The organism is Vagococcus sp. WN80Y (assembly GCF_059621045.1).
In genome coordinates, this window is the sequence record NZ_JCAQHY010000156.1 from 1 (window position 1) to 19,158 (window position 19,158).

At 37.8% G+C, this 19,158-nt stretch carries 17 protein-coding genes; 14 read left to right on the plus strand and 3 right to left on the minus strand.

Annotated elements, in window-relative coordinates; all coding sequences use genetic code 11:
- Positions 1 to 574: 574 nt before the first annotated feature.
- Entirely contained in the window at positions 575 to 1,285 is a 711-nt protein-coding gene (locus tag AC5KOD_RS12610) for a GntR family transcriptional regulator (RefSeq protein ID WP_496914924.1), read from the plus strand.
- 96 nt (positions 1,286 to 1,381) lie between these two features.
- Entirely contained in the window at positions 1,382 to 2,497 is a 1,116-nt protein-coding gene (locus AC5KOD_RS12615) for a glycerol dehydrogenase (protein ID WP_496914925.1), read from the plus strand.
- A 40-nt stretch (positions 2,498 to 2,537) separates the two neighbouring features.
- Here AC5KOD_RS12615 and AC5KOD_RS12620 read toward each other — a convergent pair whose 3' ends face one another.
- Entirely contained in the window at positions 2,538 to 3,182 is a 645-nt protein-coding gene (locus AC5KOD_RS12620) for a YigZ family protein (protein WP_496914926.1), read from the minus strand.
- 152 nt (positions 3,183 to 3,334) lie between these two features.
- On the opposite strand from AC5KOD_RS12620, the gene AC5KOD_RS12625 reads away from it, so the two are divergent.
- From AC5KOD_RS12625 to AC5KOD_RS12635, 3 genes are all read left to right on the plus strand, one after another.
- Positions 3,335 to 3,634, plus strand: a complete 300-nt coding sequence (locus AC5KOD_RS12625; protein ID WP_496914927.1) for a DUF7662 domain-containing protein — start codon at positions 3,335 to 3,337, stop codon at positions 3,632 to 3,634.
- A 231-nt stretch (positions 3,635 to 3,865) separates the two neighbouring features.
- Complete coding sequence (locus tag AC5KOD_RS12630; protein WP_496914928.1) at positions 3,866 to 4,390, plus strand: hypothetical protein; 525 nt, start codon at positions 3,866 to 3,868, stop codon at positions 4,388 to 4,390.
- Between the two features lie 106 nt (positions 4,391 to 4,496).
- Entirely contained in the window at positions 4,497 to 5,210 is a 714-nt protein-coding gene (locus tag AC5KOD_RS12635; protein ID WP_496914929.1) for a hypothetical protein, read from the plus strand.
- A 38-nt stretch (positions 5,211 to 5,248) separates the two neighbouring features.
- On the opposite strand, the gene AC5KOD_RS12640 is transcribed toward AC5KOD_RS12635, so the two are convergent.
- Positions 5,249 to 6,166, minus strand: a complete 918-nt coding sequence (locus AC5KOD_RS12640) for an alpha/beta fold hydrolase (RefSeq protein WP_496914930.1) — start codon at positions 6,164 to 6,166, stop codon at positions 5,249 to 5,251.
- A 131-nt stretch (positions 6,167 to 6,297) separates the two neighbouring features.
- Here AC5KOD_RS12640 and AC5KOD_RS12645 point away from each other — a divergent pair, with 131 nt between their 5' ends.
- From AC5KOD_RS12645 to hpf, 3 genes are all read left to right on the plus strand, one after another.
- Positions 6,298 to 7,650, plus strand: coding sequence for an ATP-dependent helicase ComFA (locus AC5KOD_RS12645; RefSeq protein ID WP_496914931.1), 1,353 nt, complete (start codon positions 6,298 to 6,300; stop codon positions 7,648 to 7,650).
- Positions 7,647 to 8,333 (plus strand): ComF family protein, encoded by a 687-nt coding sequence (locus AC5KOD_RS12650; protein ID WP_496914932.1) that lies wholly within the window; start codon positions 7,647 to 7,649, stop codon positions 8,331 to 8,333. The genes AC5KOD_RS12645 and AC5KOD_RS12650 overlap by 4 nt, the downstream gene beginning before the upstream one ends.
- A 200-nt stretch (positions 8,334 to 8,533) precedes the next feature.
- Positions 8,534 to 9,106 (plus strand): ribosome hibernation-promoting factor, HPF/YfiA family, encoded by a 573-nt coding sequence (hpf, locus tag AC5KOD_RS12655; protein WP_496914933.1) that lies wholly within the window; start codon positions 8,534 to 8,536, stop codon positions 9,104 to 9,106.
- An 83-nt stretch (positions 9,107 to 9,189) separates the two neighbouring features.
- Here the strand turns inward: hpf and AC5KOD_RS12660 are convergent, their stop codons facing one another.
- Positions 9,190 to 10,086, minus strand: coding sequence for an alpha/beta hydrolase (locus AC5KOD_RS12660; protein WP_496914934.1), 897 nt, complete (start codon positions 10,084 to 10,086; stop codon positions 9,190 to 9,192).
- A 328-nt stretch (positions 10,087 to 10,414) separates the two neighbouring features.
- Here AC5KOD_RS12660 and secA point away from each other — a divergent pair, with 328 nt between their 5' ends.
- The 6 genes from secA (at position 10,415) to AC5KOD_RS12690 (ending at position 19,110) form a co-directional block, all read left to right on the plus strand.
- Positions 10,415 to 12,943: a preprotein translocase subunit SecA gene (gene secA / locus AC5KOD_RS12665; protein ID WP_496914935.1), complete on the plus strand. Its 2,529-nt coding sequence runs from the start codon at positions 10,415 to 10,417 to the stop codon at positions 12,941 to 12,943.
- Between the two features lie 316 nt (positions 12,944 to 13,259).
- Positions 13,260 to 14,382 (plus strand): peptide chain release factor 2 gene (prfB, locus tag AC5KOD_RS12670; protein ID WP_496914936.1). Its coding sequence is split into 2 segments (ribosomal slippage): positions 13,260 to 13,331 and positions 13,333 to 14,382, totalling 1,122 coding nucleotides; the frame shifts between segments, so codons are not numbered across the junction.
- Between the two features lie 169 nt (positions 14,383 to 14,551).
- Positions 14,552 to 15,238 carry a cell division ATP-binding protein FtsE gene (ftsE, locus tag AC5KOD_RS12675; protein ID WP_496914937.1) on the plus strand — a complete coding sequence of 229 codons (687 nt, stop codon included), beginning with the start codon at positions 14,552 to 14,554 and terminating at the stop codon, positions 15,236 to 15,238.
- Entirely contained in the window at positions 15,231 to 16,115 is an 885-nt protein-coding gene (ftsX, locus tag AC5KOD_RS12680) for a permease-like cell division protein FtsX (RefSeq protein WP_496914938.1), read from the plus strand. The genes ftsE and ftsX overlap by 8 nt, the downstream gene beginning before the upstream one ends.
- A gap of 135 nt (positions 16,116 to 16,250) precedes the next feature.
- The gene (gene cls, locus AC5KOD_RS12685; RefSeq protein WP_496914939.1) at positions 16,251 to 17,699 is read left to right on the plus strand and encodes a cardiolipin synthase; all 1,449 of its coding nucleotides are present in this window, start codon (positions 16,251 to 16,253) and stop codon (positions 17,697 to 17,699) included.
- A 562-nt stretch (positions 17,700 to 18,261) separates the two neighbouring features.
- Positions 18,262 to 19,110, plus strand: a complete 849-nt coding sequence (locus tag AC5KOD_RS12690) for a phosphate ABC transporter substrate-binding protein PstS family protein (RefSeq protein ID WP_496914940.1) — start codon at positions 18,262 to 18,264, stop codon at positions 19,108 to 19,110.
- Positions 19,111 to 19,158: the final 48 nt, after the last annotated feature.

Here is a 19,158-nt window from a genome sequence, read left to right on the forward strand (position 1 = left end):
ACTGTCGTAGATCGTGTGATACAACAAGCGATTGCCCAAGTGTTAACGCCGCTATTTGACAAACAATTTCATGAGGATAGCTATGGATTTAGACCACGACGTTATGCGGAAATGGCCATTCCAGTAAATCATGTGCGAGAGTGTCAGCTTCTTGGATTATGACGACCACAGTAACGAATAAGAGACTAGCCCGAAAAGGGCTAATCTCTCCACTTGATTATTATATAAAGTACATGTTTAGTATAAAATTGGACCGCCGTGTACGAGAACCGTACGCACGGTGGTGTGAGAGGACGAATAATCAATTAATGATTATTCTCCTACTCGATTATAATTAGCAAAATCGTTATTTATTATACAGCCTAAACAAATAAATGTGTAAATAAGATTAGTTATCCATTTTTATTGAGGAGGATTGTCTTGCTTTTTTAATTTTTTTTAGATTCTTATTGTAAGTTTGGTATATACCAGTTATAATAGAGTAGAAAGAATAGACTGTTTTTACAGAGTTGATTACATTATTGAGTGTTAGACCAATCGTGATAGTTCTTTGAGAAAGGGAGAGTAGGATAGGATGCCAAAGAAAAATCTACCAATATATATACAAATACATGACCAAATTCGAGAAGAAATTGAAAAAGGGAAGTGGGCTGTAGGAGACCGTTTACCCTCTGAGCGTGAGCTATCGATTCAGTTTGGCGTGAGTCGGATGACTTTAAGACAAGCGGTACAGACCTTAGCCGATGAAGGAATCTTGGAACGAAAAATTGGCTCTGGAACATATGTAGCTCGTAAAAAAGTACAGGAAACTATGACGGGAACAACAAGTTTTTCAGAGATTATGGTGTCGCAAGGGAAACGGCCTGCCAGTAAAACCACTTCTTATTTTGTGACTAAACCAAGTTCTAGTGAGATGGAAAAACTAAAATTGAATGAAGACGATCAAATCTTACGAATGGAGCGGATTCGTTATGCAGATGATTTACCCATCTGCTTTGAGGTGACAAGCATTCCTTATGAGTTTGTGAAAGATTACAATAAAAAGGAAATTACACAATCTTTATATCAAACCTTAGCAGAACACAGCGAACAAAAAATTGGCAAAGCGGTTCAAAGAGTTACTGCTATGATTGCTTCTGAGCGAATAGCAGAGCATCTAGATATCAAAAAAGGAGACGCCATTTTGCGATTGCGGCAAATTACTTATTTTGAAAATGAGCAGCCCTTTGAGTATGTTCGCTCTCAATATGTTGGCAATAGGTTCGAATTTTTACTTGAAAAATAATTGTTTAAAAGGAATAGGAGCTGATGATAGTTTCCTATTTTTTTATTATTTGTGAGAAATGTAACAATATAACAGAAAAGGAAGAGGAGACAAACGATGGCAAAATTATTTGGAAGTCCGAGTCGTTACATTCAAGGGCCAGGAGTTTTAAAGGAGGAACGACAGTTTATTGAAAAGCTAGGACATCGTGCTGTAATCGTAACTGATGAAAGAGTATGGGCGATTTGTGGTCAGCAATTCTCAAATCAGCTAATAAATGATGGGCTTGAAGTAACAGCTTTTTTTCTAAAGGCACAATCCTCGGAAGAGGAGAGTGTCAATTTAGTTAATCAGATTCAAAGAATTAACAGTGATTTTGTTATTGCTTTAGGAGGCGGGCGAGCCATTGATTTAGGGAAATCAGTCAGTTACCAGTTAGGGCTGCCTATTGCAGTTATTCCAACAGCTGCTAGTACGGATGCTCCAACATCAGCAATTTCAGTTGTTTATAGTCAAGAAGGGTTGTTTGAACGGTATAGTTACCATCACAAAAATCCAGATGTTGTTTTAGTGGATACGGCTATTATTGTTCAGGCGCCAGATTTTTTATTGAGATCAGGAATAGCAGATGCCTTAGCAACTTATGTAGAAGTACGAACAGTGGTGGAGCAGGGGGGCAACAATTTACTTGGGGGACAACCAACAATAGCAGCCGTTGCTATTGCTAAAGCTTGTCAAAAAACACTATTTGAGTTTGGACTGGCAGCAGTAGCCGATAATCGGGCGAAACAATTGACACCTGCTTTTGAAGCAGTAGTTGAAGCCAATACGCTCTTAAGTGGTATTGGTTTTGAAAGTGGTGGATTGGCTGCGGCTCACGCTATTCAAAATGGCCTCTCTGTGATAAAAGGCAAGGTTCAAACCTTGAGTCATGGGCAGAAAGTTGCTTTTGGCACTTTAGTGCAGTTAGTACTGGAAGGGAGACCTAAAAAAGAAATTACTCAGTTTATTAGTTTTTATCTAGAATTACAACTCCCTACTACATTAGCAGAATTATTTATTGATAAGGCTGATTATTCTTCGCTAGTAGTTATTGCCGAGCGAGCGCTTGCTCCAAATGAAACCAGTCATTATCTGGCAGGTGAGCTGACGATTGAAAGTTTGACCAGAGCTATGTTGGAAGCTAACAGGTGTGGAGAAGAAGCTGAAAAAAAAAGACACAATAAAAAGTGATTTTATTGCGCCTTTACCTGCATGCTTGAGTCGTACACGATTAGTGGGTTGGCGAATAATCTTTTTCAAAATAAGATTTATTTCCTAGACGAATAGAACCTTGTCCGTTGAGGCAGTTTGTAACATCTGACTGAAAGTCACTTGTGGCTGCCTCATCAACCATACAGGTAACTGCGACAATCTCCGTAAATTCTGTTTTAGATAAGTCATAGGGGGATTGTTCAAGGAAGGTTTCGAATTTGGCATGGTTACTGTAATCAAGCTCTACGATGATCTCTTGTTGAAGTCGCCCTTCAACAATACCAATGGTATCCAACGCTTCCGAGACAACACCGCTATAGGCCCGAATTAGCCCGCCTTTACCCAGTTCAGTGCCGCCAAAATAACGTGTGACGACAGCAAGTGTATTAATTAATTGTCTTTTTTTTAAGACTTCTAACATAGGAACGCCTGCTGTTCCTGATGGTTCACCATCATCACTACTACGCTGAATGTCATTGTTCTCTCCGATTACATAAGCGCAACAATTATGGCTTGCTTTCCAGTGGTCTTTTTTTATTTTGTGAATAATTGCTTTCGCTTCATCTTCATTAGTTACTCTGGCTAAGGTACAAATAAAGCGTGATTTTTTTATTTCAATTTCATGTTGACCGGTTTCTTTGACGGTCAAATAGTGTGATAGCATAAAGCACCTCGTTTCCTCTTTAGTATAGTATAATGTGATTGAAAGGTGCAAGTTCTCCTCCTTATTTTGTTTTGTAAGCAGTTGCAAGTGCTAGTATTTATGAGATAATAATAGTATAGAACTATCTAAACTTCAAAGAAGAGGTGAAACAAATGGCGAGTCATTATCAACCAAGGCGTGAGCGGAAATATGATGCAGTTACCCGCTATATGACAAGCAATGGCGGTTCTCAAGTGACCTTAACTTTTACTCAATTTGATGAAATTTTATTTCCATATAGTGGGCTACCTAGATCAGCAAGGAAAACGGAAGACTGGTGGGCTAATGATTATAAATATCCAGAAAAAGGAGCTTACGGTTGGTTGAATGCTGGATATGAGATGGTTCATATTAATTTGGCAAAAGAGTATGCTGTTTTTAATAAATTGATAAAATCTGCTTATTTAGTATGAAAATAGTAATAATTTCACAAACGAAGCCGATTTAATAAAGGTAGATTATTTTATCTAGATGATAGATTCGTTAAAAACTATTGCTTTTATCAATAAAATGATAGTAAAATAGGCGAGGAATGACTACCTAAATCAAGAGGGAACTAAACAATAGAGATAGTCATTTCATTTGAGCATTTTTCACAAATTTAAAGGTAAATAGAATATTTGCCAATAAAAGGAGCGAGACAAATGGATATAGTTGAGGGACTTTTTGATGGTGAAAGGATTATCTTGAAGGACAAATCAAGCATTCCTTTGACAGATATTAAGCGAGCGCGGATCGAGTTACATCCTTATTTATTGTTTTCAGTTAAGCTGGAGCAAGAGGATGGTAGTTTTGAAGAGGATGAAACAGCGATTCTTTATCCTCATACAATTGATCGCGAGCTGGATAAGGGCGCGCTAGTTTATGGGGAAAAAAGACCCACTAGAATATTTCATTATGTTCCTTATGGTGATCATCGAATTATTCGCAAACCAGATTTACGACACCCTCATATAGTCAAAATGCTGGGATATCGTGAGTTGATTATTGAGCATGTAGATGGTTCAGAGACTCGTGTCAACTTTGATGGGAATTGTTACCATATTCCGCTAGGAGTTAAGACTTTTTTGAATGGTCAGGAAGAGGTCGCTCTAGAAGAATTTTTTGATCGTCCTTCTGAGCTAATCAACATCATTAAAAAGGTGGGAATCGAGGTTTATTCTAAATAATTAAGATTTCTAAGCATGGTGGCCCCTTTTTGGGGGAAGCCATGCTTTTCTTTTGATAACACTCCTGTATACTATTTAATAAGGAGTGCTGGAAGGTAGTGGTAGAGTGAAGAATTTTAACGCCCAAGCAGTTGGTAGTCGTTATTTAGAAGGGTTATTAGAGCGGGAAAATCAGGAAGAATGGGTCTGGTATCACTGTTTTAATTATTTTTGTGACAGTCGTTACCGTTCGTTAACAGCAACGGATTATAATATGTTATCTCTTCATCTAAGTGTCTATTTAGCTCAAGCGAATATGTATCATGGGTCATCATTTATTTTGCAAAATGGCTACAAAGTTCACCGTGAAGCGATTCAGCTCATTTGTGAGCCTACCTATCATGTTCTCAGTGGCATTTCTAGTCAAGCGCTGGGAATGACTGAGAATCAGGAAAAGCTGTTTGAACTAACTAAAAAAATCACAGCTATTTATCATCAAATTAGACTAGAAACTTATGCGAGAGTAGGTAAAAAAGAACCAGAAAGTCCTGTTTCTCAACAACTTATTACAAAAATTTTACTGGGAACATTAGGGTGTGTGCCAGCCTTTGATAGTCGAGCCTTAAAGGTCTTTAAACAGTTTGATCTGGGACCTCAGACTTTTTCCCCTGATTCAGTCGCTAGTTTAGTCGCTTTTTATCAGAGGGAAGCGAGTGATTTCGCTCGATTAGAAGCAATAATCCAAGGTCGACAGCTGAATGTCCCACAAATGAAATTGGTCGACATTATTTTACAAAATGCTGCGAGAGAAAAAGACAACCAAGCTGAGATAGAGGCTTGATTGTCTTTTTCTGTTTGTTGTGCTTATTTAATTAATTTTTATAAGTGACGCTCAAGCCAAACTAAAATATCAGTCATAACAATTTCTTTTTCTTTCTCATTAAGAATTTCGTGGCGTAAGTCATGATATAAATGTAAGGTAACATCTTTAAAATCAGCTGCTGCTAGCTCATTAGCAACTTCTCGTGGCCCTTTACCAAAATTGCCAACAGGATCTTGTTCCCCACTTGTAATATAAATAGGGAGGTCACGGGACACCTCATTAAACCAATTAGGTTCAGTCGCTTTATCCATTAAAGTGAATAGTGTATAAAAGCCATTATTTGTGAAAGTAAATCCAGTATGAGGGTGATTGAGATAGTTATCGACATTATCGGGATTTTTGGTTAGCCAGTCAAAAGCTGATCGTTTTTCTGGAAAATGCTTCGAAAAACTGCCGAAAGCCATTTTATCAAAAAAGTGATTGATCGCTTTGGGTTGTTGTTTGTTAAGGGCTTTTGCTAAGGGGAGAGCAAATTTTAACTCAGGGCGACGTCCCCCCGTTCCCATGATAATTGCTCCTTGGAGTGACTGTGAGTAGCGGGTTAAATAGTTTCTCAAAACAAAGGAGCCCATGCTATGTCCCAAAACAACTATGGGTAATTCAGGATATTTTCCTTGAATGAACTCAGTCACTTGATGAGCATCTTTAATTAATATATTAGGACTTTGTGAGTCTGAAAAATAACCGTAAAGGGGATTATCAGGGGCTACTGATTGCCCGTGACCTAAGTGATCATGACCAATCACTAAAAAACCATGTTGTGTGAGAAAAGTAGCAAATTCATCATATCGTTCAATAAATTCCGCCATACCATGGATAATTTGTAAAATCGCGTTCGGGGCTTCCGGTTTCCACTGGACTAAATGAAGAGAGGTTACGCCATCTTTGGAAGGTAGATTAATATGTGTTTTCAATTTTATCATCCTTTCTTAATAGTATAGTGTAAGTATAGTCCATTTGCGCAAACTCTTCTATAAAAATAAATGAAACATAACGAGAGTTGCGAAAGTATGTATGAGTAAAGTGTTATTTTGAGGAGGAAACGATGGATAAGCTAGGTTTTTTTTCAGGAAGACGGTTGTTGTTAGAGGAAATTCCGAAAAGTCTGAGGGGGGCTTTAAAATGCGATCAAATTAATTGCTATCCTACAATGCTAAGAGATAAGGACTCAATTCAATGTTTACGTTGTGAGACATGGCATGAGCGAGAGAAAGTGAAAATTGTTAATGTCTATGAAACGTTTTATTATTGTCCAGCTTGTATCCAGTTAGGTCGCGTACAAAGCAACTTACAGTTCTATGGGACAAGTAAACGACCTAAGCCCCTGAATGAAGGAGCTATGAAATGGCCAGGACGATTGACGGCTAGCCAGATAGTTGTTTCAGAACGGCTTTTAGAAGTTGTCCGGAAACGTCAAACGTTATTGGTTCATGCGGTGACTGGGGCTGGAAAAACTGAAATGATGTTTAAAGGAGTCCAATTGGCTCTAGAAAGAGGCTGGCGTGTTGGTATTGTTTCGCCGCGGGTAGATGTTTGTTTAGAGTTGTTTCCTCGCTTGCAGAGGGTTTTTCCAGAAGTTAGGATTGCCTTATTACATGGCAAACAAGAACTGCCATATCATTATTCTTCATTGGTTGTGTGTACAACGCATCAATTATTGCGCTTTTATCAGGCCTTTGATGTGTTGATTGTAGACGAAGTCGATGCGTTTCCATTTATCGGTAATCCCCTCTTGCATGTTGCTGTCGAAAATGCTAAAAAAGCAAAGGCTGCTCATATTATGTTGACAGCCACATCTACACCTGAACTAGAGAAGCAGGTGACTGATGGATCGCTAGAAAAAATAGTTTTACCTGTTCGTTTTCATGGGCATCCGTTGCCAGTTCCTGAATTAATCTGGGTAAATAGCTGGAAAAAGATGGCTAGTCGACAACTCGTATCAGTTGCGTGCAAAAGATTGCTAATTAAGCAATTGAAAATGGGGCGACGAACACTAATTTTTTGTCCGACAATCGAATGGTTAACTAAAATGGTTCTAGTTTTGCAAATGGAGTTCCCTGATTCACGGATTGGCTCGGCTCATTCGAAAGACGATCAGCGTCATGAAAAAATCAGTGAGATGCGAGAAGCAAACTATGATTTATTTTTAACGACTACAATCTTGGAAAGAGGCGTTACTTTTGCAAATATTGACGTGATTGTGATTGGTAGTAATCATGCTGTTTTTAATAAAGCAAGTCTAATTCAAATAGCGGGTCGGGCTGGGCGAAGTTTTACTGACCCTCATGGTCATGTTTATTTTATTCACGATGGTTGGACGAAGGCCATGAAAGGAGCAATTAGTGAGATTCGTTCGCTAAATCAATTAGCAAGAGAGGAAGGTTTGATTAAGGAATGAAGTGTCTATACTGCCAACAATTTTTTGCTAACAACCTGTCCTTAGTTGAGCTATTTTCTTTTCGTCCCATTCAAGCTAAAGAATTATGTGTAACTTGCCAGCGATTGTTTACTTTAAATAATCAATTTCCAAAATGTCAAGGCTGTGACAAACCATCTGTAAGTGGATACTGTTCAGATTGTCACGATTGGCAAGAGCTTTATCCAGAGACAGGGATTAAGCATGAGAGTCTTTTTTGCTATGATGAAGCACTTCATGATTGGTTTCAGCAATATAAGTTTAAAGGAGATATAAATTTGGCTCGTTCTTTTAGCCCGGCTATCGCGAGCTATTTTGCCAAGCAAATCGGTTGGCTCGTTATACCAATTCCGCTATCCAAAAAGCGATTAAAATCAAGAGGGTTTAACCAAGTAGAGGAATTATTAAAGGCGGCTAATGTTTCGTACCAGTTACTAGTGAAAAAAAAGCCTGAAGATGGAAGGCAGTCTAGTAAAACGCGAAAAGCTCGACTACAAACTAAGCAGAGCTTTTATCTACCGAAGAAAAGTGTTGGAATGATTATTGATCAGCGTGTTTTACTAGTTGATGACGTCTATACAACTGGAAGAACAATGATGCATGCGAGGCAATGTATCGAGTTGGGAAGACCTAAGGAAATTAAAACGGTGTCTCTTGCTCGGTGAAATCAATTAATTTCAGGTCGATGGGCTAATAAGTTGTTAGGAAGTAAGCGGAATCAATGGCTCTCCTCCTTATTTTAAAAAACAGAGAACAATAATTGTGTTTTAGTCGAAACTTAGTTATAATGAGAGTAAGAAGAAACACTTGGAGAGAGTGGTCCTTTCCAGTTTCTTTCTATTGGTAGACGAAAGGGGTAATTGCTATGCTAAAATTTAACATTAGAGGAGAAAATATTGAGGTAACGGATGCTATTAGAGCTTATGTTGAAAAAAGAGTGTCTAAATTAGAGCGCTATTTTGATAAAGAACGTTCTCCTGAAGCAACAGCTCATGTAAATTTGAAAGTTTATTCAGATAAAAATGCCAAAGTGGAAGTAACCATTCCACTACCATATATTGTGTTGAGAGCAGAAGAAACGTCTCATGATTTATATGCAAGTATTGATTTAGTTGTTGATAAATTAGAAAGACAAATTCGCAAATTTAAAACAAGAATTAATCGTAAGCAACGTGAGGTGGCTGTCGATACACAAACAGCGGCAGTTTTCTTAAATAATCAAGCAGAAGCAGAAACAGAAACAGAATCGAAAGAACAAGAGCTTGAAATAGTTCGGACTAAACGCCTATCATTAAAACCAATGGACAGCGAAGAAGCAGTATTACAAATGAACATGTTAGGTCATAATTTCTTTATCTTTGAAGATGCAGAAACGAATGGCACAAGTATTGTTTATAGCCGTAAAGACGGTAAGTACGGCTTAATCGAGACCAATTAATCGTTAATAAATTAAATAAAAAGGTAAAAATTCAAATCGAATTTTTACCTTTTTTTATTCGGAAAGTTACTATTATTTGAGGCTTACTCAGAGGCAATTAATTGTGGCTCAACCTTTTTAGAGGGATCAGGTGTGTTAAATAGGAAAGTACTGACCCAGTCGTCAACCTCTTGGTTATTGCTGACGAGCCCAACATGGTTAGCAGCTTCGCCTTTACTTAATTTCTCCTCGTAAGAAAGAGCGTATTCTGGAAAAATAAACCGTGAAGCTAAGGCACTGGTTACAGGTACAACTGAATCTGACATTGAGTCATCTTCGACATCTCCTGCAATTGCTAAAACAGCTAAAGTAGGGGAAATTTCTTTTTTCTTTTGTAAAAATTTATCAAAGTAGGGATCTTGATTGCTACGATCAGAGAAATCAAGTGTTTCCTCATTGTTTAGTGGTTCCAAATCATTAAAGGGGGCACCGATCATAATGAGTTTTTGGAGTTGCGGCAGCCCTCCAGTGTTAGAGTAGGTCTCTGCATAGTAGCCGGCCGCCAAACCACCGTTGGAAAAACCGACTAAATCAATCTTTTCAAAGTGATAGTATTGAACTAGCTCTTTTAGAAAAGTGGCAAGGCCTTCAGACCATTCTTCAATGGGCGCATTATCGTCTTCGAAACCAACAAAAATTAGCGGGGTTTGCTTTTTATCCGTTAAGCTATCTAAGTAAGTTATATGATGGTCCTTACTGATAGTTACTCTTAGCTGGCTTGTAGGGAGCGAGCTGTTGAGTGTCAGACGATCAGCAAAAGGGACTAAATCATTTTCTGAGCCGCCACTGCCATGGAGAAAAATAATTGGCCGTTGCGTGTTTAAATTCAGTGTTGGTTGTGGTATAGTGCTTGTATTATTGATGTTAGCTTTTTTTAAAGTGCCACATCCCGTTAATAAAATAACAAGACACACTACAAAAGTTAGGAGTTGTTTTGTCATATAAGGAATCCTTTCAAAATTAACTTTAGGTCTTCTAACATTATAGCGTATTGAGTTGGAAAGTGATAGAAATGATTGCCACGTTAGCTAGTCTATTTATGAAAGAGATTTTTACATTGAATGAGTCAGAGTGAAACATGAGTGTTTTTCAATGATGCTGTAAATAAACAGGACTAATTTTTTGCTAAAGGCAGGATATCTTTAAAAAATGTTTCATTTTTTGCTCAAAAATGCTAGAATAAAAAAGATGGGGTAATATCTCAATATTTATTATGACATGTAGATAAAATGTAATCAGTTTTATTCTATTTAGGAAAGGAAAGACAAGATGGCTAATTTTCTTAAAAAAATTATCGAAAGCGACAAAAAAGAGTTACGTCGCTTAGAAAAAATAGCAGATCAGGTTGATAGCTATGCAAAACAAATGGAAGCTTTGAGTGACGAGCAATTGAAAGCTCAAACTGAGGAGTTCAAAGCAAGATATCAAAAAGGTGAAACACTTGATCAATTATTACCAGAGGCTTTCGCGACAGTTCGCGAAGCATCTAAACGTGTGTTGGGACTGTACCCATACAAAGTTCAGTTAATGGGGGGAACCGTCCTACATGATGGAAATATTCCTGAGATGAAGACTGGTGAAGGTAAAACATTAACAGCTACAATGCCTGTATACTTAAATGCTATGACAGGCGAAGGGGTTCACGTTGTAACGGTTAATGAGTATTTGGCAACACGTGATGCTAGCGAAATGGGGGAATTGTACAATTTCCTTGGATTGACAGTTGGTCTTAATTTGAATTCTAAATCGTCTGAAGAGAAACGTCACGCATATGCTTGTGACATCACTTACAGTACGAATAATGAATTAGGTTTTGATTATTTACGTGATAACATGGTAGTTTACCGTGAACAAATGGTACAACGTCCACTAAACTACGCCATTGTCGATGAGGTTGATTCAATTTTAATTGATGAGGCGAGAACACCATTAATTATTTCTGGTCAAGCTGAAAAATCAACGGCTCTATATGCGCGTGCAGATAACTTTGTGAAGCGTTTAGTTGCAGAAGAAGATTATAAAATTGATGTTCAATCAAAAACAATTGCTTTGACTGAAGAAGGAATCTCAAAAGCAGAAGAAACATTTGGAATTGATAATCTATACGATATTGATAACACAGCGTTGACGCATCATGTTGACAACTCTTTACGCGCCAACTATATCATGTTACGTGATATTGATTACGTGGTACAAGATGGCAAAGTCATGATTGTTGACCAATTTACTGGTCGTATTATGGATGGTCGTCGATATTCTGACGGTCTTCACCAAGCGATTGAAGCTAAAGAAGCTGTAGAAATCGAAGATGAAACCAAAACAATGGCTAACGTTACGTTCCAGAACTATTTCCGGATGTATAAAAAACTATCAGGTATGACGGGGACTGCTAAGACAGAGGAAGAAGAGTTCCGTGAGATTTATAATATCGAAGTTATTCAAATTCCTACTAACCGTCCAATTGTTCGGGATGATCGCCCTGATTTACTTTACCCAACATTGGAAAGTAAATTTAATGCTGTGACGGCTGATATCAAAGAGCGTCACCGTAAAGGCCAACCTGTTCTTGTGGGAACAGTGGCGGTTGAGACGTCAGAATACTTATCACAGCTATTAAATCGTGAAAAAGTACCTCATGAAGTTTTAAATGCTAAGAATCACTTTAAAGAAGCAGATATTATTTTAAACGCAGGTCAAAAAGGGGCAGTAACAATCGCTACCAATATGGCTGGGCGTGGGACAGATATTAAATTGGGTTTGGGTGTTAAAGAATTAGGTGGTTTAGCGGTTATCGGGACTGAGCGTCATGAGTCTCGTCGTATTGATAATCAGTTACGTGGTCGTGCTGGTCGTCAAGGTGACCCGGGTGTGACTCAATTCTATTTATCATTAGAAGATGACTTAATGAAACGCTTTGGTTCTGATCGCGTAAAAGCAATGCTTGATCGTTTCAAGATCGAAGAAGATGACGCAGTTATCCAAAGTAAGATGTTATCAAAACAAGTGGAGTCTGCTCAAAAACGAGTGGAAGGTAATAACTATGACACTCGTAAGAATGTACTACAATACGATGATGTAATGCGTGAACAACGTGAAATCATGTACGGTCAACGTAACCAAGTTATTATGGAAGACGATAGTCTAACTGATGTGCTTCTAGGGATGGTTGAACGCACGATTAATCGCAGTGTTGATGATCATACAGCTTTTGAAAATGAAAAAGATTGGAACTATGAGGGAATTGTTGATTTTGCTCGTTCGTGTCTAGTCCATGAAGATTCAATTAGTGTTGAAGATATTAAAGGTAAAAAACCAGCTGAGATCAAAGCGATGTTATTCGATCAAGCAAAAGCTGTTTACCAAGCAAAAGCGGATATTTTAAATGGTAGCGAACAATTACTTGAGTTCCAAAAAGTTGTAATTTTACGTGTAGTAGATATGAAATGGACAGATCACATTGATGCAATGGATCAATTGCGTGAGTCTATTGGTTTACGAGCATATGGACAAAATAACCCACTTGTTGAGTATCAACAAGAAGGGTATAAAATGTTTGAAACAATGATTGGTGCGATTGAATTCGATACGACCCGTTTATTCATGAAAGCTGAAATTAGACAAAATGTACAACGGGAGCAGGTAGCTCAAGGTGAAGCAGTTCATCCAACTGAGGAAGAAGGTCGAGTTGACTCTGATCAACGTAAAAAACCTCGTCAAGTTGATAAAGTAGGGCGTAATGATTTGTGTCCATGCGGCAGCGGCAAAAAGTATAAAAATTGCCACGGTAAAAACGACTAATTAGTCAATGCGGTTTGGAAGCCTCCAGACCGCATTGCTTTTTGTATTGCGAGTCAGATTAATACAGGATGGCGAGGAGATAACCTGTCATTTTGTTTGATAATTGTGAGACTGGCATAAGATTACTAAAAAAGGCAAAGCATTGTAGTAGAAAATTTAGAAAAAAACTGTACAATTGTAAGTGGAGATAATTGGTTATTAGACCGTTTGCTAGTTATAATAGCAAGAATTGGGAGATAGCGGCTAGTTGTGATTCAACCGGGAGACCGTGCTGAAATGACTGCTGTCAAAACCCAGAGGTGTAGGAGGAAAAGGCATGGAAATCAGTGAATTAAAAAACGAGATTGAAAATACCAAACAAAAAATTGGTGATTTCAGGAGGTCTCTTTGACTTAGACGACTTGGAAGAACAGATTGCCGGAAATGAGGAGCGGATGGCCGATCCACGTTTTTGGGATGATAATGATGCAGCTCAGGAGATTATTAATCGTAATAATGCTCTCAAGAGTAAGTATCAAGCGTTTATTGAATTGGCAGAGGAACACGAAGAGTTAGAGGTCATGCTAGAGATGCAGCAGGAGGAATTTGATGAGACGTTGCATCAAGAATTGATTAATCGTTTGGGAACTTTTAAAGAACGATTAAGTACCTATGAACTTGAACAACTTTTAAATCAACCCTATGACAACAATAACGCGATTATTGAGTTACATCCAGGTGCGGGAGGGACCGAATCTCAAGACTGGGGAGACATGCTTTTACGTATGTACACTCGATGGGCGAATGATCACGAGTTTTCACTTGAGTATTTAGATTATAATGGTGGCGATGAGGCTGGGATCAAGAGTGCGACTATCCTTATAAAAGGATACAACGCGTATGGTTATTTGAAGTCTGAAAAAGGGGTTCATCGTCTCGTTCGAATTTCGCCTTTCGATTCAGCTAGTCGCCGTCATACGTCCTTTTGTTCGGTTGATGTCATGCCAGAATTAGCAGGGGATATTGAAGTAGAGATTAATAATGATGACATTAAGATGGATACATTTCGTGCAAGTGGAGCCGGTGGTCAGCATGTTAATAAAACGGATTCGGCCGTGCGGTTGACTCATTTACCAACTGGGATTGTGGTATCAAGTCAGGCTCAGCGCTCTCAATTGAAAAATAGAGAACAAGCAATGAGCATGTTACGAGCTAAGCTATACCAATTGGAAGTAGAAAAGAAAGAACAAGAAGCGGCGGCTTTACGCGGTGAACAACTGGAGATTGGGTGGGGATCGCAAATCAGGTCTTATGTGTTTCATCCTTATTCAATGGTCAAGGATCATCGGACAAATTACGAAGTGGGAAATACCCAAGCGGTGATGGATGGGGATATTGATGGATTCATTGATGCTTACTTGCGCTTGAGTTTGTCCAAAAATGAGGCCAGTGAGTTGTAAATGACATATAATTGTAATTAAATGTAAGATGAATTACAATAATCAAGTGATATAATAAATGAAGTCTTGCTGATGTTAGTAAAACTTGCTAGTGTTCAATCCATTATCATGTTAGAGCATTGGAGTAGAAAAGACTACAAGTGACTATTGAAAGATAGGGGAATGTTAAATGATTGAAATGAAAGATGTAATGAAGAAGTACTCAAATGGAACAACAGCGATCAGAAATATCTCCGTTAAGATTGAACAAGGGGAATTTGTTTATGTTGTCGGTCCTAGTGGTGCTGGGAAATCAACCTTTATCAAATTAATGTATCGTGAAGAACGTGCAACTAAGGGAATGCTAAATGTCGTTGGCTACGATTTAATTAAAATTAAAAATAAAAATGTGCCACTTTTACGTCGTGAAATCGGCATTGTTTTCCAAGATTACAAGTTATTGCCTAAGAAAACTATTTATGAAAACGTAGCGTATGCGATGCAAGTAATCGGCAAACGCCCACGTGAGATTAAACGTCGAGTGATGGAAGTATTGGATTTGGTCGGCTTACGTCATAAAGTGCGTGTTTTTCCTAGTGAATTATCAGGTGGAGAGCAGCAACGTGTAGCAATTGCAAGAGCGATTGTTAACACGCCTAAAGTGTTGATTGCTGATGAACCAACTGGTAATCTAGATCCAGAAAATTCATGGGAAATCATGAAATTATTGGATAAAATTAATACTCAGGGAACGACAGTTGTTATGGCAACACATAATAGTACGATCGTTAATACGATTCGTCACCGTGTGTTAGCTGTGGAGAATGGTCGAATTATCCGTGATCAGCATGAAGGGGAGTATGGCTACGATGATTAGAAATTTTTTCCGTCATGTTGGCGAGAGTTTAAAAAGTTTAAAACGTAATGGTTGGATGACTTTAGCATCCGTCAGTGCGGTAACGGTGACATTAGTGTTAGTCGGAGTCTTTTTATCTGTGATTTTAAATGTTTCAAAATTAGCAAAAGATGTAGAAGATGCTGTTGATGTGTCTGTTTTTGTTGAGATAGGAACGAAAGAGCCGGAATTAAGTCAATTAGAGGATGAGTTAAAAGCTTTACCTCAGGTTAAAAAGGTAAAGTTTTCTAGTAATAAAGAAGAGTATGACCGATTAGTTGAAACGATGGGGGATACTTGGAAATTATTTAGTGGTGACGAAAATCCTTTGTATGATGTATTTGTCGTAAGTGCGGATTCACCGCAAGATATTAAGAAGGTCCAAAAAGCTGCGGAACAGTTAAAAAATGTTGACCGTGCGGATTATGGCGGAGTATCTTCTGATAAAATCTTGTCAATTTCCAATGGGGTACGCAAATGGGGGCTTTTAGCGACGGGTTTATTGATATTCGTAGCTGTTTTCTTAATTTCTAACACGATTCGAATTACCATTATTTCCCGTAAACGTGAGATTCAAATCATGCGTTTAGTAGGAGCTAAAAATGGTTTTATCCGTTGGCCTTTCTTTTTTGAAGGGGCTTGGATTGGTATTTTAGGAGCTGCTGTGCCAATTATTTTAATGACATTTGGCTATATGCAAGTTTACTATATTGTTAATCCTAACTTGATTCGTTCAGGATACTCGCTGTTACGTCCAGAAACAATCGTGGTTCAAGTTAATGCAATCATGTTGTTGATTGGTGTACTAATTGGGTCGATTGGGTCGATTCTCTCTATGAGACGTTTCTTGAAAATCTAATAAATTAATCTTAACCCTAGCGATAAGTAACTCGCTAGGGTTGTTTTTTGTCGTCTATTCTTCTGACTTTACATTTGTAGATATGTTAGGTACTGTTAAGTTGTATGGGTAGATTAAAGAGAGAAGTGGTGTATTGTGATGTATATAATAAATAATTTAACAACTGTTATCTTGATTTTAAATGTAATCTTGGCTATTGTAATTGTTTTTTTAGAACGGAAGAATACAGCACAAACGTGGGCATGGTTATTAGTTCTTATTTTTATACCTATCTTAGGTTTTTTTCTCTATATATTTTTGGGAAGAGAATTATCAAAAGAAAAAATATTTGATAGGCAATTAGAAGAGAAAATTGGTTTGGAGCACGTGTTAAAAGAGCAGATGTCAGATTTGAAAAACGGAAACTTTCCCATTCCCCATACTGAAACTGTGGATGCAAGAGAGTTGATTTATATGATGATGATTTATGATGACGCATTATTTACACTAAGTAATGAAATTCAGTTATTTACTGATGGCGAGAAGAAGTTTGAGGCCGTTATTCGAGATATTCGTAGAGCAAAAAATCATGTTCACCTTCAATATTATATTTATCGTAACGATGAGTTGGGACAGCGCTTGCGGAGTGAGTTAATTGATGCGGTAAAGAGAGGGGTGAAAGTTCGAGTGTTGCTTGGTGCTTGGGGGTCATGGCGAGTGGGAAAACATTTTTTCCAACCTTTAGTTGAAGCTGGGGGAGAGGTGGCTGAATTTTTCCCTTTATTCTTGCCTTACATCAATCCTCGTTTACAATATCGCAATCATCGCAAAATTGTTGTGATTGATGGGGAGACGGGGTATATAGGCGGTTTCAATGTAGGAGATGAATATCTCGGTAAAAGTGACCGGTTTGGTTATTGGCGTGATAATCATCTGAGGATTAATGGAGAGGCTGTCTACTCCTTGCAAAGTCGCTTTTTGATGGATTGGAATTCTCAACGTGAGGAAAAAACAGATTTTCAATCAGAGTTTTTCCCAATTATTTTGCCAATGGGAGATAAGGATGTTCAAATTGTCACAAGTGGGCCAGACTCGACTCATGAGCAAATTAAGTTAGTTTATTTAAAAATGATTAATATCGCCAAGAAGGAGATATTGATTCAAACGCCTTATTATATTCCTGATGAATCTATCCATGAAGCGTTGAAGTCAGCTCTTTTATCAGGAGTTAAGGCTCATTTGCAAATTCCTAACAAACCGGATCATTTACTCGTATACTGGGCGACCTATTCATTTGCTGCTGAGTTGATTCAGTTGGGGGCAGTGATAGAAACGTACGAAGCTGGTTTTATGCATGCTAAAACGGTAATTATTGATGGAGAAGTTGTTTCAATTGGTTCTGCAAATTTTGATAATCGGTCTTTTCGGCTCGATTTTGAAGTTAATGCAGTGGTTTATGACTGCTCATTTGCTCAGGAGGTTAGAAAGTCCTTTTTTGAAGATTCGACCCATTCAGAACGGTTAACCGAAGAGATATACCAAAATCGAAAGTTTATGATTAGGGTAAAAGAGGGCCTAGCGAGACTAATTTCCCCTCTACTATAACCCTAGAATAAGGAAAAAGAGTATTCAGTTTCGAATACTCTTTTTCCTTTATAAGGGATGATAAATATTTTCTCAATGTTGGATGATTATGGGGAATTAACCAACATGAGAATTGAAATCATTTAAGAGCAATCACAACTTGATGTTTTTGGACAGATTAAGTAAAGAATATTAGTTAGTTATTAACAGTAGGGATTGGGGAAGTTACTGTAATAGATAAGTTAATACTCCATCAAATTAAATTGTCAAAAATAGATTTCGTACATATTATAGCATATTGTTATAATAAATTGTTGGTAAATTATTGTTTTTATTGATAAATAACTTTCCTTAGTTAAAAAATGTCCGTTTAATGTACAGAAGGGTAGTAATCGGTGATGTAAAAAATAACGGAATTTTTATTTAAAATTTTTAGAATAAAAATACTTGCTTTTTTGCGAGCGAACCTATATGTTTAATAAAGAGAAGTTGTGATTGAAGCACTCATTTGATACCAGTTTTTGCTGGGAAATAGTGACGAAGGTGTTTCAGAACTTTTCGCTAAAATTAGGGAGGATCAAAAGTGAAAAAATTCTTACAACTCAGCTATATAGCGCTGGCTGTTGTTGCCTTATCGGCGTGTAAAATTGATCGAGGCGAATCTGTCATGGCAGTTGGTTCATCAGCTATGCAGCCTTTAGTCGAGGCAGCTGGCGAACAGTATAGTGGAAAACATGTTGGAAAATTCATTAATGTTCAAGGTGGCGGTAGTGGAACTGGTTTGAGCCAAGTTCAATCGGGGGCGGTTGATATTGGGAATTCAGATTTATTTGCTGAAGAAAAATCAGGAATCGATGTCAGTGAGCTTGTGGATCACAAGGTAGCTGTCGTTGGAACAACACCTATCGTTAACAAGGAAGTCGGCTTGAAAAATATCTCAATGTCCGATTTAAAAAAAGTATTTACAGGGGAAGTCACTAACTGGAAAGAAATTGGTGGCAATGATTTAGAGGTTGTTTTGCTTAATAGAGCAACTGGTAGTGGAAGTCGCTATACTTTTGAAAGATGGGTCTTAGATGGTGAGACGGCTAAAAAAGCGCAAGAGCAAGAATCGACAGGGATGGTCAGACAGATTGTCAGTACGACACCTGGCGCTATTAGTTATGTAGCTTTTTCGTACGTGAATGAAGAGGTTCATACACTGTCAATCGATCAGATTAATCCTACTGATGAAAATGTTATGACGAATAAATGGCCTATTTGGTCTTATCAACATATGTATACTAAAGGTGAAGCTAAAGGATTAACAAAAGAATTTTTAGACTTCATGTATTCATCAGAAGTTCAGGATGAGATAGTTCCGCAACTTGGTTACATACCAGTCTCAAGCATGAAAGTTGAGCGAGACGCTGAAGGAAATCTAATTGATTAATTTGAAATGAAACTGAGATTAAACAAATAATAGGTTTGACTATTATAA